This is a genomic window from Salmonella enterica subsp. arizonae, from assembly GCF_008692845.1.
In the GTDB taxonomy this organism is placed as follows: Bacteria; Pseudomonadota; Gammaproteobacteria; order Enterobacterales; family Enterobacteriaceae; genus Salmonella; species Salmonella arizonae.
The window spans coordinates 196,475-209,966 of record NZ_VXJW01000001.1 but is presented as its reverse complement, the minus strand read 5'-3'; the positions used below and the strand labels follow the sequence as shown (position 1 = coordinate 209,966).

The window sequence follows — 13,492 nt, the reverse complement described above, 5'->3', positions numbered from 1 at the left end:
TTCAACATTAAGGCAACGTATCATCTCAATAACTCGCTGCTGGCAGGAGTTCAGTTATATTAATGTTTTAAGAAGCACTGCGTGTCTTGCCTCGGTGCTTATTGCTTTGTGAAAAATAAGAGTATTCACTTTCATAATCAGGGGTAAAAAGTGAACAAATACAGCTATTATGCAACAACGTTTGCCGCCATACTCAGTACGACCACAATGGCTAATGCCAGTAGCCTTGCCATTTCATTGGCGAATGATGATGCAGGTATATTTCAACCAACATTAAATACTCTTTATGGGCACCAGGCTGCAGACCGGGATGATTATAGTTCTGGGCTATTTTTAGGCTACAGCCACGATATCAACGACGCCAGTCAGCTCTCTTTTCATATCGCACAAGATATTTATTCTCCATCAGGTGCTAACAAGAGAAAGCCCGAGGCTGTTAAGGGTGACCGTGCGTTCAGCGCATTTCTTCACACCGGACTGGAGTGGAATTCATTAGCTACGAATTGGTTACGTTATCGTTTTGGTACCGATATCGGTGTTATTGGTCCTGACGCAGGCGGTAAGGAGGTTCAGAATCGGGCGCACCAAATAATAGGCGCAGAAAAATACCCTGCCTGGCAGGATCAAATTGAAAACCGTTATGGTTATGCGGCAAAAGGCATGGTGTCTCTTACGCCAAGCGTTGATATTCTTGGCATCAATGTGGGCCTCTATCCAGAAGTCTCTGCAGTTGGCGGCAACCTTTTTCAGTATTTTGGCTATGGTGCAACTGTTGCGCTGGGAAATGATAAGACCTTCAACTCTGATAATGGATTTGGGTTACTGGCTCGCCGTGGATTAATGCATAGTCAAAAAGAGGGATTAATATATAAGGTTTTTGCTGGCGTTGAGCGTCGGGAAGTTGATAAAAACTACACGTTACAGGGGAAAACGTTGCAAACAAAAATGGAAACGGTGGACATTAACAAAACCGTGGATGAATATCGCGTCGGTGCTACCGTCGGCTATTCTCCCGTCGCATTTTCGCTTTCTTTAAATAAAGTTACGCCGGAATTTCGCACCGGGGGCGACTATTCTTATATAAACGGCGATATCACCTTCTTCTTCTGAGGCGCCATTGCGGAATAACCGGGTTACGCAACGTAACCCGGGGCAATATTACATCTTATAACCCAGCGTTACCGTAGTGCGACGATCGGTATGTTCAGGCGCTGATTCAGGCGGCTGCGAGTTCCATGTCAGATTATACCCCACCTTTAAACCAAAATGTTCGTTAATGGCGACATTGAGGGCCGTTTCCGAGTTCAGTGTGGTATCTTCTGCGCCAAATATTGACACTCCCTGCGTAAACTTAGCATTGTCGGTCAACTGCCAGGCATAGCTGCCGGAGGCATAACCCAGCGGCTGCGTTTCAGTGGTATCGTCCGTATGTTCGTCATAGCGAACCCCCGGGCCAAATTCAAAACGGAAGCTGTGTACTGGACCATTAAGGAACTGCCGCCCGTAACCGGTGGTCAGTACGTCGCGCTGACGATAACCGTTAAAACGATCTGTCAGCCAACTGGCCTGACCAAAGGCATAATCATAATTCGTTATATTAAAACGGTTACGCGCGCCTACCGCATATTTTTCTGAAGAGCGTTCATCATTAGAAGAAGTATTGCTGGCATTGCCCCATAACGACCATGCGGTACGTTGTCCGTACCAGGTCATCGTTGTGTCAGCCGTTAAAGAAGAACTTTTTGTATTGCCTGACTGGGCAAGGTAACCCGCATTCAGATTACCTTCAAAAGGTTTCTTCGCTGTGGAGGGATCATCCATGACAGTAAAAACGGAATCATCGGCGGCTGCATGCAGAGACGCGAACACGCCACCCGCCAGCATAACTGCAGCGGGTACTGTCTTCAAAAGCTTCATTTATAAAGAGTCCGTACAACTAAAAAAGAGACCACGACGGTCCCGGAAACTTTCATAGGGATCAATGACAAACGCCCCAGGAAAGGTAGCGAATTATAAGAAGCCCCGAATAACATAGCAATGAATTACTATTTCATTTTTTGAATAAGAACCCTCCCAAAGCATTAATTTATTTATATATCTTTACACCATACTTTTTAAATAAAGATTCGGAAAATCATATTGTTAATTACTTCACTTTCCGGTGATTAAGTGCCAGACTGAAATCAGCCTAACAGGAGGTAACGATGGTACGTATCTATACGTTGACGCTTGCGCCTTCTCTCGATAGCGCAACAATCACGCCGCAAATTTATCCCGAAGGTAAACTTCGCTGCTCCGCGCCGGTATTCGAACCTGGCGGCGGCGGTATTAATGTCGCTCGCGCCATTGCGCATCTTGGCGGCGCCGCGACCGCGATTTTTCCGGCTGGCGGCGCTACCGGTGAACATCTGGTTGCACTACTGGCCGACGAAAATGTCCCCGTTTCTACCGTCGATACGAAAGACTGGACTCGCCAGAACCTGCACGTCCACGTTGAGTCCAGCGGCGAACAATATCGTTTTGTTATGCCCGGCGCCACGCTGGACGATGACGAGTTTCGCCAGCTTGAAGAACAGGTGCTGGAAATTGAATCCGGAGCAATCCTGGTTATCAGCGGTAGCCTTCCGCCCGGTGTTAAGGTCGAGAAACTCACGCAACTGATTTCCGCCGCGCAGAAGCAAGGCATTCGCTGCATTATTGATAGCTCTGGCGACGCGCTCACCGCCGCGCTGGCGCTTGGCGATATCGAACTGGTAAAACCTAACCTGAAAGAATTGAGCGCGTTGGTCAATCGAGATCTTACGCAGCCTGATGATGTGCGCAAAGCAGCCCTGGAAGTAGTGCAAAGCGGCAAGGCGCGCCGGGTAGTGGTCTCTCTGGGGCCGCAAGGGGCGCTGGGCATAGACAGTGAGAATTGCATCCAGGTTGTTCCTCCCCCAGTGAAAAGTCAAAGTACTGTCGGCGCAGGCGACAGTATGGTGGGCGCAATGACGTTAAAACTGGCGCAAGACGCGTCGCTGGAAGAGATGGTGCGCTTCGGTGTGGCGGCAGGCAGCGCCGCTACGCTCAATCAAGGTACACGTCTGTGTTCTCGTGACGATACCCAAAAAATATACGCCTATCTTTCCGCGCAATAATCGTATCCCCCTCGCCGAGGGGGATACCGGAAAATCGGTTAACGGGCGGCGCATCCGCCGCTGTTAAAAACACAGTTGCTCCCAACGAGGTGAACGATGGCCAGTGGCGATATTACCCGTTATGTTATTACCGTAACCTTCCATGAAGATTCCCTGACCGAGATTAACGAACTCAATAACCATCTGACGCGCAGCGGTTTTTTGCTGACATTAACGGACGATAAAGGGAATGTGCATGAGCTCGGCACCAATACGTTTGGCTTTATTAGCGCTCAGAGCGCTGATGAAATCAAAGCGCTTGTCGCCGGACTTACGAAAAGCGCGTTAGATAAGGACGTCGACATTACCGTGACGACCTGGGAGGCGTGGAGTAAAAACGCACAATAAGTGCCATTCCCGCCGCGGCGCGTCCGCGATGTGCGTTAGCTCGTATTTTTTAACCGCATTTTTGCGCTAACTTTATGATCTGGCAGACAACGTGGGGAGAGACATTATGTGGCAGGCTATCAGTCGTCTTTTAAGCGAGCAAGTCGGTGAAGGCGAAATCGAACTGCGTAATGAACTGCCTGGCGGAGAAGTTCATGCCGCATGGCATTTGCGTTATGCAGGTCATGATTTTTTCGTGAAGTGCGATGAACGAGAAATGCTTCGCGGTTTTACCGCTGAAGCCGATCAGCTGGAGCTGCTCTCCCGCAGTAAAACTGTTGTTGTACCTAAAGTATGGGCGGTAGGTTCAGATCGGGATTACAGCTTTTTAGTCATGGACTACCTCCCGCCCCGCCCGCTGGACGCCCATAATGCGTTTATTCTTGGGCAACAGTTAGCGCACCTGCACGAATGGAGCGATCAACCACAATTTGGTCTCGATTTTGACAACGCGCTCTCTACCACGCCGCAGCCGAATGCCTGGCAACGCCGTTGGTCGACTTTTTTCGCCGAACAGCGCATTGGCTGGCAGCTTGAATTAGCTGCGGAAAAAGGCATTACCTTTGGCAACATTGACGCCATTGTTGAACATGTGCAACAACGTCTTGCATCGCACCAACCGCAGCCTTCTCTTCTACATGGCGATCTGTGGTCAGCGAACTGCGCGCTTGGCCCTGACGGCCCTTATATCTTCGATCCGGCCTGCTATTGGGGAGACAGAGAGTGCGATTTGGCGATGCTGCCGCTGCATACCGGTCAGCCTCCGCAGATATATGACGGCTATCAGTCCGTCTCGCCGTTACCGATGGATTTTCTCGACAGGCAGCCAATTTACCAACTCTACACCCTGCTTAATCGGGCAAGATTGTTTGGCGGTCAGCACCTGCTCATGGCGCAAAAAGCGATGGATCGGCTGCTTGCGGCATAGCTACACCGCCCATGCCGGATAAGCTGCGCACGTTATCCGGCATTTTCAGCTTACATAAAACCTAACAAAGTAAAGAAAAAGTAGCCGAGCACGATAATAATAACCGGCAAAATATAGAGCGAGAAAAACTGTAAAAAGATGGTATGGTGCGGCACCACGATACGTGACTCTATCTGCTCACGCGTTAGTCCTTCCGCGCCTTTTGCTTTTTCCAGGATCAATTGATCTTCCACGCCTTCACGTAAAAAACGTGACTGACGGCTCATTCTGGCACCGGAATCCTGCATCGCCAGTCCGACAAAAATCAGAATAAAAATCAGCCAGAAGCCGATGTTCAGACTTCCCTGAAAATTCGGCGTCGGCGAGTTGTACCAAAATACATTCAGAAACGGCGTATTCACGCGCATCATGTCTATCATTACGTGGGTAAAATCCAGCATTACCGCATTTATCCCTTCCTGCTTTTCACTATGCGCATACATAAATTTAAGAACTGAAATGAGAGTGGAAAGCAGCGCTGGAATAAAAATGACCCATCCTACAACTCTTTTTAGGATTGCAATGCGTCCAGCTTGTTGATACGTCATAAGTTCCCCTTGATAAAGACGCGTCGTTTTAGCCTAAGTCTACCTGGTGATTCCCATTTTCGCCTGATCTTTAAGGGCGTTATACTAGTAACATAGTCATAATGAACGTTTGATCCGTAATTTTTAATCTCATCAGGAGAGGTTGTGATGTCAACCCCGCGTCAAATTCTTGCTGCAATTTTCGATATGGATGGGCTACTGATCGATTCCGAACCGCTCTGGGATCGCGCTGAACTGGACGTGATGGCAAGTTTAGGCGTAGATATTACTCGACGCCATGAACTGCCGGACACGCTTGGGCTACGCATTGATATGGTTGTGGATCTTTGGTTTGCGCAGCAACCGTGGAGCGGCCCCGATCGCCAGGAAGTAACAAACCGCGTCATTGCCCGCGCTATTACGCTTATCGAAGAGACACGTCCTCTTTTGCCGGGCGTGCATGAGGCCGTGGCGCTGTGTAAAGCTCAGGGGTTATTTGTGGGGCTCGCCTCGGCATCGCCGCTGCATATGCTGGAAAAAGTGCTCACCATGTTCGAACTGCGCGACAGTTTTGACGCGCTAGCTTCTGCGGAAAAATTGCCTTACAGCAAACCGCACCCGCAGGTCTATCTTGATTGTGCGGCCAAATTAGGCGTTGATCCTTTGACCTGCGTGGCGCTGGAGGATTCAGTTAATGGTTTAATCGCAGCAAAGGCGGCGCGAATGCGCGCCATTGTGGTGCCGGCAGAAGAGAACCAGCGCGATCCACGCTTTGCGCTGGCGAATGTAAAACTTAGCTCGCTGAGGGGGCTGACGGCGGCGCATCTGCTCGGTTAAGATATTTCCGTAACAAAGCAAACAGGCGATTAGCCGCTTAGCCAGACGGCAAGCGGCTTTGACAGAGACAAAGAGTTACAACGTCACCACTTCCGCCTACTGTATAAAAACCCTATACTGTATGAATTGACAGTTTTATGGGTTTTATCATGACGGCGGAAGGACATCTTCTTTTTTCTATAGCCAGCGCGGTTTTCGCCAAGAATGCCGGGCTAACGCCGGTCCTTGCGCAGGGCGACTGGTGGCATATTATTCCTTCGGCTATTTTGACCTGCCTGCTGCCGGATATCGACCACCCCAAATCTTTTCTTGGTCAGCGTCTGAAATGGGTATCGAAACCGATCGCCAGAGCGTTCGGCCACCGGGGGTTTACCCATAGCCTGCTGGCGGTTTTTGCCCTACTGGCGACCTTTTACCTTAAAGTGCCGGATACGTGGATTATTCCCGCAGATGCGCTGCAAGGCATGGTACTCGGCTATTTAAGCCACATCGTCGCAGATATGCTCACGCCTGCGGGCGTTCCCCTATTGTGGCCGTGCCGCTGGCGTTTCCGCCTGCCTATCCTCGCGCCGCGAAAAGGCAATCAACTGGAGCGGTTTTTATGTATGGCGTTGTTTGCCTGGGCAGTGTGGATGCCGCAGTCTATTCCAGAAAACAGCGCAATACGCTGGTCTTCGCATATGATCAATATCCTGCAAATGCAGTTCAATCGTTTTATAAATCACCAGATTGATTAGTAAAACAACGCAAAAGTCATTTTTGGCATAACCCATTCTATTTGAATATAAGAACCAGCTCACAGTTCTGCTAACCTTGCGGCAACAGAATCGCTAAAACAGAGCGTTTCATAATAAAAAATTAGGAGAACGGGGATGAATTTTCCATTAATCGCGAACATTGCGGTGTTCGTCATTCTGCTGTTTGTACTGGCGCAAGCCCGTCATAAACAGTGGAGTCTGGCTAAAAAAGTGCTTATCGGCCTTGTGATGGGCGTGATCTTTGGTCTGGCCCTGCACACCATTTATGGCGCTGACAGTCAGGTGTTAAAAGACTCAATTCAGTGGTTCAATATTGTCGGCAACGGCTATGTGCAATTGCTGCAAATGATTGTTATGCCTCTGGTATTCGCCTCTATTTTAAGCGCCGTGGCGCGGCTGCATAATGCCTCTCAATTGGGGAAAATCAGTTTTCTGACGATCGGCACGCTGCTATTTACTACCCTTATTGCAGCTCTGGTGGGCGTGCTGGTTACCAATCTGTTCGGGCTGACGGCGGAAGGTTTGGTTCAGGGAGGCGCGGAAACCGCGCGTCTGAATGCCATTGAGACGAACTATGTCGGCAAAGTAGCCGATCTCAGCGTGCCGCAACTGGTGCTATCTTTTGTGCCGAAAAACCCGTTTGCGGATCTGACTGGCGCAAACCCTACGTCTATTATCAGCGTGGTGATATTCGCCGCATTTCTGGGCGTTGCCGCGCTCAAACTGCTGAAAGATGATGCGCCAAAAGGCGAGCGCGTGCTTATCGCTATCGATACCCTGCAAAGCTGGGTGATGAAACTGGTACGTCTGGTGATGCAACTGACGCCTTACGGCGTCCTGGCGCTGATGACCAAAGTGGTTGCCGGCTCTAATCTGCAGGACATCATTAAGCTGGGAAGCTTCGTGGTAGCGTCATATCTTGGTCTGGCGATTATGTTTGTGGTTCACGGCATTTTACTGGGCGCGAACGGTATCAGCCCGTTGAAATATTTCCGCAAGGTATGGCCGGTGCTGACATTTGCTTTTACCAGCCGTTCCAGCGCCGCCTCCATTCCATTAAATGTTGAAGCGCAAACCCGCCGCCTGGGCGTGCCGGAATCCATCGCCAGCTTTGCAGCCTCTTTTGGCGCGACCATTGGCCAAAACGGGTGCGCCGGTCTTTACCCTGCAATGCTGGCGGTAATGGTTGCGCCAACGGTCGGCATTAATCCATTAGATCCTGTATGGATAGCAACACTGGTGGGTATCGTTACCGTGAGTTCGGCGGGGGTTGCCGGCGTTGGCGGCGGCGCGACGTTCGCCGCGCTGATTGTGCTGCCTGCCATGGGCTTACCGGTCACGCTGGTCGCGCTGTTAATTTCCGTTGAACCGTTGATTGATATGGGGCGCACCGCGCTGAACGTGAGCGGCTCAATGACCGCCGGTACGCTGACCAGTCAGTGGCTGAAGCAGACCGATAAAACCATTCTCGATAGCGAAGAAGACGCCGAACTGGCGCACCGATAGTACGTTATCGGGAGTTCACATCGCCCTCCAGCACACGAGGTTCAGTAACTAAAGATTGCTTGTCACTAAAAGCGCCGGTACTTGAGACCGGCGCTTTTAATTTTGCTTAGTCAGCGATTTCGTTTTCCTGGCGAACCTGATTCGCCCAGCGCTGCGCCGATTCCGGCACGCTAAAGGCGGGCGACCGTTGAAATGACTCCCCCATCAAAACAAATGCAACATATTTACCGCGCAGTATCCAGACGTCGCGAAACGCATCCATTTTTATCGCATGTTCCGGCGGCGCGGGTTCAACACGCGGAATATAGCTAATAATCTGGCGATTTTGCTGGCGAAGAGGTTTCATCATTAATGCTTCACTAAAAGGCTAAGGCTAAAAATCAGAAAAACACTATCTTAGCCGATCTTCCCCCTCAACGTCCTGCTCTGCGCGTGCGATTTCCCCATTGCGCCTTTTCCGACGTTCCGCTCTCCCCTGGCATAATTGCTGAAATATTCTATAGTTAGAGTGATTTTGACTACTACCACGCCCATTTCAGTGATGCAAGCCGAAGACAAGTTCAATGTCGCATAATGAGAAATCCCCCCATCAATCCCCCGTACATGATACCCGTGAATCACAACCCGGCCTGGATTCCCTGGCGCCGTCAGATGGTTCACATCGACCTACGCCAGAATCGACGCCGCCGGGCGCTCAGCCGACAGCTCCCGGCAGTTTAAAAGCCCCCGATACCGCAAATGACAAGGTCACCGCCCTCGACGCCTTTCGTAAAGGCAGCAAAAATTAATCGCCGACGATCAAAATTCTCTGCGCGCAGGCAGCTGCGGCCCTACTTTGCTGGAAGATTTTATCCTACTTGAGAAAATTACCCACTTTGATCATGAGCGTATCCTGGAGAGGATCATTCATGCCCGCGGCTCTGCCGCGCACGGCTATTTTCAGCCCTACAAAGACCTGAGCGATATCACGAAAGCTGCGTTTCTGTGCGATCCAGAGAAAATTACCCCGGTCTTTGTTCGCTTTTCGACAGTACAGGGCGGCGCCGGTTCAGCCGATACCGTGCGGATATCCGCGGTTTTGCGACCAAATTTATACCGAAGAGGGAATTTTCGATCTCGTCGGCAATAACACCCCGATCTTTTTTATCCAGGATGCGCATAAATTTCCGGATTTTGTGCATGCCGTTAAGCCCGAACCACACTGGACTATTCCGCAAGGGCAGAGCGCGCATGACACTTTCTGGGACTATGTTTCCTTACAGCCTGAGACGCTGTACAACGTGATGTGGGTAATGTCGGATCGCGGCATTCCGCGCAGTTATCGGACGATGGAGGGGTTCGGTATTCACACCTTCCCGCCTGATCAATGCGCAAGGAAAAGCGACCTTTGTCCGTTTCCACTGGAAACCGTTGGCGGGTAAAGCCTCGCTGGTATGGGATGAATCACAAAACTGACCGGCCGCGATCCAGATTTTCACCGCCGTGATCTGTGGGAGGCTATCGAAGCGGGCGATTTCCCGGAATATGAGCTGGGTCTGCAGCTCATTGCGGAAGAAGATGAATTTAAATTCGATTTTGATCTGCTCGATCCGACCAAACTGATCCCGGAAGAATTGGTGCCAGTACAACGCGTCGGCAAAATGGTGTTAAACCGTAATCCGGACAACTTTTTCGCTGAGAACGAACAAGCGGCATTTCATCCGGGACATATTGTTCCCGGCATTGATTATACCAACGACCCGTTGTTACAGGGACGCCTGTTCACTTATACCGATACGCAAATCAGCCGTCTGGGGGGGCCAAACTTCCACGAAATTCCGATTAACCGTCCCACCTGCCCCTATAATAATTTCCAGCGTGACGGTATGCACCGAATGGATATCGACACCAATCCGGCGAACTATGAACCGAACTCCATTAATGACAACTGGCCGCGCGAAACGCCGCCAGCGCCAAAACGCGGCGGATTTGAGTCCTGTGGATGGTCATAAAATCCGCGAACGTAGCCCCGCACTAGCAGGCGATGCCCGACGGTTTAAGGCGATATTAAACATTGATAGCCAGGGGGAAAAAGGGCTGGTTGAGGCGGATAACGTTGACCACCACTTTATGGACACCCTGCTAACGCTGATGGCGGCGCACTGTGTCTGGTCACGTGCGGGAAAAATTAACGCGATTCCTGCATAAGCGGCAAAAAATGCGGCGCAGGAATGCGCCGCAAACTCAGGAGCTAAATATCAAGAAAACTGCCAGGACGATATCCTCGTTCCGCAATCGCTGCCTTGAGTGACGCAGAGGTCAATACATCCAGTTCAGTTAAGCGGGGGTAACAATAAGCGCTCTGGCGAATAATGTTGTCAACAAAGGCGGGATGACACATCACTTCCAGCGAACCTTCTCCTCGATGCGCCGAAGTATCCAGAATGTGTAAAAAGCGCGCTTCGGAGATTTCCTCGCCGTAAAACTCACTACTAAATCCCTGCGTACTGCGCAAATTTGACGGCAGATTGCCTGCGTTAAACACCGTCTGACGGTCAATACGTAACGCAATCCCGCGCTGCGCCGCAAAGCGGGCGGCGATGGGGAAAATTTGCGGGAACATATGCACATGATGGTGGCTGTCGAGATGCGTGGGCTCCCGACCAAATAATTCGATGAAACGCTGATACTGACACGCCAGCTCATGCGCAATTTCATCCAGCGGAAGCGTATCCTCCTCCGCCATCTGCCAGATCCATTTCCCCAACAGGCCGTCTCGCGTCAGACCCGGCATCTCTGACACCGGTTTACCTAACGTCAAAACAAAATGCATTCCCACCCCCAGCGCGGGCAGCCCGTGGCTAAGCTGCGCCGCATGGTCAATAGCCTCGCCATTGACCAGCGCAGTTGTGGAGGTCACAACGCCGTTGCGATAGGCTTCAACAATGCCGTAGTTTTGCCCTTTACTCAGGCCAAAATCATCTGCATTCACAATCAACACGCGTTTCATAGCCTACCTCTGTCAGTGTTGCTTACCTTTAAGCGCTTCGATGCAAGTGGCAAAGTTAGGCAACCATTTTTCATGCGCCAGAATGAGTTCACGCGCCAGGACTTCTGCGTCGCGGTCGGAATGCACTAACGGACTCAGGTTAAGCGCCAGCAGTACATCATTGAAGTTTCCGCTCAACGCCGCATTGCTGGCCGCGACCTCAAACCCTTTAATGGTATGGATAAGCCCCAGTACTTTTTCGTCAAAACGGGTGATACGCGGGTGGGGCGTCGCGCCATTGCGTCCCAGGGTGCAGGTCATTTCTACCGCCCAGTCAGCCGGGATATTCTTTACATGCCCATGATGCGGAATATTAACGTAGTGCTCGGTCTGCTTGTCATTATAAATAGCGTTAATGACTTCACAAGCAGCATCGGAATAATAAGCGCCGCCGCGCTGCTCAAGCTCTTTCGGTTTCACGTTTAGCTCAGGATTTTTGTACAAATCGAAGAGTTGTTTCTCCACTTTTTGCACTACCTGAGCGCGCGCACCGCCTTTGTAGTATTCGCCCATTTCAATAGCCAACATCTCTTTTTGCTTGAAGTAATACAGCAAATAAGAGCACGGCAGCATGTTCAGCGAGCGAATCAATCCTTCACTAAACGGCAGATCAAAGATATTTTTTACGGTTGACGCTTTCAACTGACCGGACGCCACGCCATCCAGTAATTCTGCGAACCGTGAGGTGCCATTTACCAGCACATCTTTAATAAAGACCATATGGTTTAAACCAAACAGGTCAATGGAAAGATCGTCATTCTCATTCAGCGCCAGCACGTCATGAATAAACATTTTCATGCCGACAGGAATATTACATACGCCGATGAATTTTTTAAAGTTGGTATGGCGATAAACCGCTTCCGTCACCATCCCCGCCGGATTAGTAAAGTTAATGACCCATGCATTCGGACATAATTCTTCGACATCTTTTATGATGCCAAAAATAACCGGAATGGTACGCAGCCCTTTAAATAAACCGCCAGCGCCGTTGGTTTCCTGCCCCAGATAGCCGTGGCTAAGCGGAATACGTTCGTCCAGTTCACGGGCTTTAAGCTGACCAACGCGTAGCTGGGTAGTGACAAAATTAGCGTCTTTCAGCGCTTCCCGGCGATCCAGCGTTTTATACAGTTTTAGCGGAACGCCTGCTTTATCAATCATTCGCTGGCATAGGTCAAAAATAATATCCAGCTTCTCTTTTCCATCTTCAACGTCAACCAGCCATAATTCAGTGACAGGTAATTCATGGTAGCGTTTAATAAAGCCTTCAAGTAATTCAGGGGTGTAGCTGCTCCCGCCACCAATAGTGACGACTTTTAATTTCTGGCTCATAATATCTCCCTTCAGTGCATGACACTGATATGTATTACACTATACCCACTCGTAAATAATAGCGTGACGTTCCCCGCGCTATTGGGGCAAGCGTGAAATGTGGTTAATCGAGCAATGCAAACCGTTATTCATTAATTTCCGTCAATCGTTTCCGATAACTATTCGGCGTGAATGAGGTCATTTTCTTAAACGTTTTAATAAACAGGCTAGGACTACTATACCCAGCCTCATAAGCAATATCCGTAACCGAATAGTTGGTCATTTCCAACTGTTTCTTGGCAAAATTAATGCGAATCTCATTAATGATTTGCATCGGCGTTTTGCTGTAATAACGTCGGGTGGCACGCGTCAGATATTCCTGGGATTTTGCCGACAGGCGTACCATATTTTCCAGCGCATTTTCGCCAAACTGCGATTTATCATGCATTATCTCAACGGTCGCTTTCAGCCATTGTGGTATATCATCATAAACCTGCTCTTCGCGGTAATGGCGTAAGCGGTTTATAATGTAAAACGTCACTACTTCTATAAATTCGTCGAGCCCATTGCCGCGAAAATTCAGCGATGCAATCACCGTTTCAATATAGGTCAGGAAGGTGCTATTCACCCTATATACCTGCGATGCCACAAAACAAAACGGCAGTAACGGAAGATAATGCTGTTCAAAAAAACGTTTACTAATTCCTACGTTCAGAATACGCGTTGCGCCAAACTCATAGAAACTTTGGTGATTCGATCCCACCGGGATAAAAACAAAATCTCCACGTTCCAGCAGCACACGCTTTCCGTTGATTTCCTGGTAATAGCGTCCGGTTAATACCAGGGTAAATTCATAGTAGTCGTGCTGATGCAGCCCGGTGACGCTTTCCGTCTTGTTATAGATAAACACATGGAAATTTTTGCCATTGAAGAGCTGCTGCTCATAAACCGTTTTGATTTCCGTCGCGTTAACCTGTAACTGCATCATCCGCCCCCTG

At 49.8% G+C, this 13,492-nt stretch carries 16 protein-coding genes and 1 pseudogene; 11 read left to right on the top strand and 6 right to left on the bottom strand.

Annotated elements, in window-relative coordinates; all coding sequences use genetic code 11:
• The first annotated feature begins 150 nt into the window (after positions 1–150).
• On the top strand, positions 151–1,110 hold the full coding sequence (locus F4V61_RS01100) for a lipid A deacylase LpxR family protein (RefSeq protein WP_001046443.1): 960 nt from the start codon (positions 151–153) through the stop codon (positions 1,108–1,110).
• A 48-nt stretch (positions 1,111–1,158) separates the two neighbouring features.
• Here the strand turns inward: F4V61_RS01100 and F4V61_RS01095 are convergent, their stop codons facing one another.
• Entirely contained in the window at positions 1,159–1,917 is a 759-nt protein-coding gene (locus F4V61_RS01095; protein ID WP_012210221.1) for a DUF481 domain-containing protein, read from the bottom strand.
• 287 nt (positions 1,918–2,204) lie between these two features.
• Here F4V61_RS01095 and pfkB point away from each other — a divergent pair, with 287 nt between their 5' ends.
• From pfkB to F4V61_RS01080, 3 genes are all read left to right on the top strand, one after another.
• Positions 2,205–3,137, top strand: a complete 933-nt coding sequence (gene pfkB / locus F4V61_RS01090; RefSeq protein ID WP_080161029.1) for a 6-phosphofructokinase II — start codon at positions 2,205–2,207, stop codon at positions 3,135–3,137.
• Positions 3,138–3,233: 96 nt separating this feature from the next.
• Positions 3,234–3,524 carry a type V toxin-antitoxin system endoribonuclease antitoxin GhoS gene (ghoS, locus tag F4V61_RS01085; protein WP_080161030.1) on the top strand — a complete coding sequence of 97 codons (291 nt, stop codon included), beginning with the start codon at positions 3,234–3,236 and terminating at the stop codon, positions 3,522–3,524.
• A gap of 106 nt (positions 3,525–3,630) precedes the next feature.
• Positions 3,631–4,491 (top strand): fructosamine kinase family protein, encoded by an 861-nt coding sequence (locus F4V61_RS01080; RefSeq protein ID WP_038396109.1) that lies wholly within the window; start codon positions 3,631–3,633, stop codon positions 4,489–4,491.
• 50 nt (positions 4,492–4,541) lie between these two features.
• Here F4V61_RS01080 and F4V61_RS01075 read toward each other — a convergent pair whose 3' ends face one another.
• A complete protein-coding gene (locus F4V61_RS01075) occupies positions 4,542–5,078 on the bottom strand; it encodes a YniB family protein (RefSeq protein WP_000222159.1) in 537 nt (178 codons plus the stop codon).
• A gap of 147 nt (positions 5,079–5,225) precedes the next feature.
• Between F4V61_RS01075 and hxpB the strand changes: the two genes are divergently transcribed.
• The 3 genes from hxpB (at position 5,226) to tcyP (ending at position 8,158) form a co-directional block, all read left to right on the top strand.
• Positions 5,226–5,894: a hexitol phosphatase HxpB gene (gene hxpB, locus F4V61_RS01070; RefSeq protein ID WP_000106850.1), complete on the top strand. Its 669-nt coding sequence runs from the start codon at positions 5,226–5,228 to the stop codon at positions 5,892–5,894.
• Positions 5,895–6,031: 137 nt separating this feature from the next.
• Positions 6,032–6,631, top strand: coding sequence for a metal-dependent hydrolase (locus F4V61_RS01065; RefSeq protein ID WP_000505807.1), 600 nt, complete (start codon positions 6,032–6,034; stop codon positions 6,629–6,631).
• 135 nt (positions 6,632–6,766) lie between these two features.
• Complete coding sequence (tcyP, locus tag F4V61_RS01060; RefSeq protein WP_038396111.1) at positions 6,767–8,158, top strand: cystine/sulfocysteine:cation symporter; 1,392 nt, start codon at positions 6,767–6,769, stop codon at positions 8,156–8,158.
• Between the two features lie 106 nt (positions 8,159–8,264).
• Here tcyP and cedA read toward each other — a convergent pair whose 3' ends face one another.
• Positions 8,265–8,507 (bottom strand): cell division activator CedA, encoded by a 243-nt coding sequence (cedA, locus tag F4V61_RS01055; RefSeq protein WP_000977506.1) that lies wholly within the window; start codon positions 8,505–8,507, stop codon positions 8,265–8,267.
• 214 nt (positions 8,508–8,721) lie between these two features.
• On the opposite strand from cedA, the gene F4V61_RS22195 reads away from it, so the two are divergent.
• The 4 genes and pseudogenes from F4V61_RS22195 (at position 8,722) to F4V61_RS22190 (ending at position 10,345) form a co-directional block, all read left to right on the top strand.
• Positions 8,722–8,946 (top strand): hypothetical protein, encoded by a 225-nt coding sequence (locus F4V61_RS22195; protein WP_232081969.1) that lies wholly within the window; start codon positions 8,722–8,724, stop codon positions 8,944–8,946.
• A 47-nt stretch (positions 8,947–8,993) separates the two neighbouring features.
• On the top strand, positions 8,994–9,287 hold the full coding sequence (locus F4V61_RS22585; RefSeq protein WP_256865941.1) for a catalase: 294 nt from the start codon (positions 8,994–8,996) through the stop codon (positions 9,285–9,287).
• Positions 9,172–10,149 (top strand): annotated as a pseudogene (locus F4V61_RS01050) (catalase). Before F4V61_RS22585 ends, F4V61_RS01050 begins: the two are co-directional and overlap by 116 nt.
• The gene (locus F4V61_RS22190) at positions 10,136–10,345 is read left to right on the top strand and encodes a hypothetical protein (protein ID WP_232081968.1); all 210 of its coding nucleotides are present in this window, start codon (positions 10,136–10,138) and stop codon (positions 10,343–10,345) included. Before F4V61_RS01050 ends, F4V61_RS22190 begins: the two are co-directional and overlap by 14 nt.
• A 43-nt stretch (positions 10,346–10,388) precedes the next feature.
• Here the strand turns inward: F4V61_RS22190 and chbG are convergent, their stop codons facing one another.
• The 3 genes from chbG to chbR form a co-directional block, all read right to left on the bottom strand.
• Entirely contained in the window at positions 10,389–11,147 is a 759-nt protein-coding gene (gene chbG / locus F4V61_RS01045) for a chitin disaccharide deacetylase (protein ID WP_058819616.1), read from the bottom strand.
• Between the two features lie 12 nt (positions 11,148–11,159).
• Positions 11,160–12,515, bottom strand: a complete 1,356-nt coding sequence (locus F4V61_RS01040; RefSeq protein WP_080161031.1) for a 6-phospho-beta-glucosidase — start codon at positions 12,513–12,515, stop codon at positions 11,160–11,162.
• 124 nt (positions 12,516–12,639) lie between these two features.
• Positions 12,640–13,482, bottom strand: a complete 843-nt coding sequence (gene chbR / locus F4V61_RS01035) for a transcriptional regulator ChbR (protein ID WP_012210223.1) — start codon at positions 13,480–13,482, stop codon at positions 12,640–12,642.
• Positions 13,483–13,492: the final 10 nt, after the last annotated feature.